The sequence below is a fragment of the Aminobacter sp. P4_D5 genome, assembly GCF_056401815.1.
This window is the reverse complement of record NZ_JBFUIP010000378.1, coordinates 1-1,309: the sequence shown is the minus strand read 5'-3', so window position 1 is coordinate 1,309 and position 1,309 is coordinate 1. Positions and strand designations below refer to the sequence as shown.

The window sequence follows — 1,309 nt, the reverse complement described above, 5'->3', positions numbered from 1 at the left end:
GCTGAATGCGTCGTCCACATTGAAGGCTCGTGCCGCGAAGCTCCATCATGCGGCGACCGATGTCGACCGCGAAGACAACCATGCACCGGCAGTGCTGCTTCGACAAAACTTACTATTGACGCCCCAGTTGCGATTAGACAACCCCATCAAGATGCTGGCTGGAATGGAGGCCAGCATCGGATGACGCGACCTCTTTCGAATGATCTTCGTGAGCGTGTTGTAGGTGCAGTCGCGGCGGGCGAAAGCTGCCGAACGGTGGCGGCCCGGTTCGGCGTCGCCGTTTCCTCTGTGGTGAAGTGGTCGCAGCGCTATCGCGCGACGGGGTCGGTGGCGCCCGGCAAGATGGGTGGCCATCGCAAGCGTATTCTGGAGCCGCATCGGGCCTTCATCGTCGAGCGGCTCAACCAGACGCCGCATCTGTCGCTGCATGGGCTGAAGGCGGAACTGGCGGCGCGCGGGGTGAAGGTGTCGCACGATACGGTGTGGCAGTTCCTGCGGCGCGACGGGCTGCGGTTCAAAAAAAACACTGTTCGCGCTTGAGCAGGCCCGAGCCGACATCGCGCGGCGGCGACACCGCTGGCGATCCTGGCAGACGGGCCTCGACCCCAGACGGCTGGTCTTCATCGACGAGACGTGGATCAAGACCAACATGGCGCCGCTGCGCGGTTGGGGGCCGAGAGGCAAGCGCCTGCGCGGCTTTGCCCCGTATGGCCACTGGCGCACGCTGACCTTTGTTGGAGCTCTGCGGTTCGACCGGCTCGCCGCTCCTTGCGTGTTTGACGGACCGATCAACGGCCTGTGCTTCAAAGCCTATGTCGCACAGCAGCTCGTCCCGGTACTCGAACCCGGCGACATCGTCGTCATGGACAACCTCGGCTCCCACAAGTCCGCCGCCATCGGGCAGATGATCCGCGCCGCCGGCGCCAGGCTCTGGTACCTGCCGCCCTATTCGCCCGACCTCAACCCGATCGAGCAGGCCTTCGCCAAGATAAAGCACTGGATGCGACAGGCGCAGAAGCGAACCATTGAGGAGACATGGCGACACATCGGCACCCTCGTCCCCGAGATCGAACCCGCCGAATGCGCCAACTACTTCCGCAATGCCGGATATGCTTCCGTCAAAACCTGAAAGGCTCTAGATGTTTGATCCCAGGCTTTGATGGGGCATCCTTGTTGGCCGAAACAGGGGATGCACTATGGGCCAGGTTCTTCATGGGAGCGCCACGACGACAGAGGCGGTCCGTCGAGCGATACAGCATAGTCAAGAGAGCCTGAGGGCGCTGGCGAAACGCTACGGAATCAACCAGAA

At 62.6% G+C, this 1,309-nt stretch carries 2 protein-coding genes and 1 pseudogene; all 3 read left to right on the top strand.

Annotated features, from left to right (window positions below):
* A partial coding sequence (locus AC1DWF_RS32040) for a hypothetical protein (RefSeq protein WP_476842569.1) occupies window positions 1-184 on the top strand: 184 nt, incomplete at its 5' end.
* A protein-coding gene (locus AC1DWF_RS32035) for an IS630 family transposase (RefSeq protein ID WP_476787330.1) occupies window positions 181-1,129 on the top strand; the annotation gives its coding sequence in 2 pieces (ribosomal slippage) (window positions 181-516 and window positions 518-1,129; 948 coding nt in all). The genes AC1DWF_RS32040 and AC1DWF_RS32035, both read left to right, overlap by 4 nt.
* A gap of 67 nt (window positions 1,130-1,196) precedes the next feature.
* Window positions 1,197-1,309, top strand: a pseudogene (locus AC1DWF_RS32030) (IS481 family transposase); the annotation flags it as partial.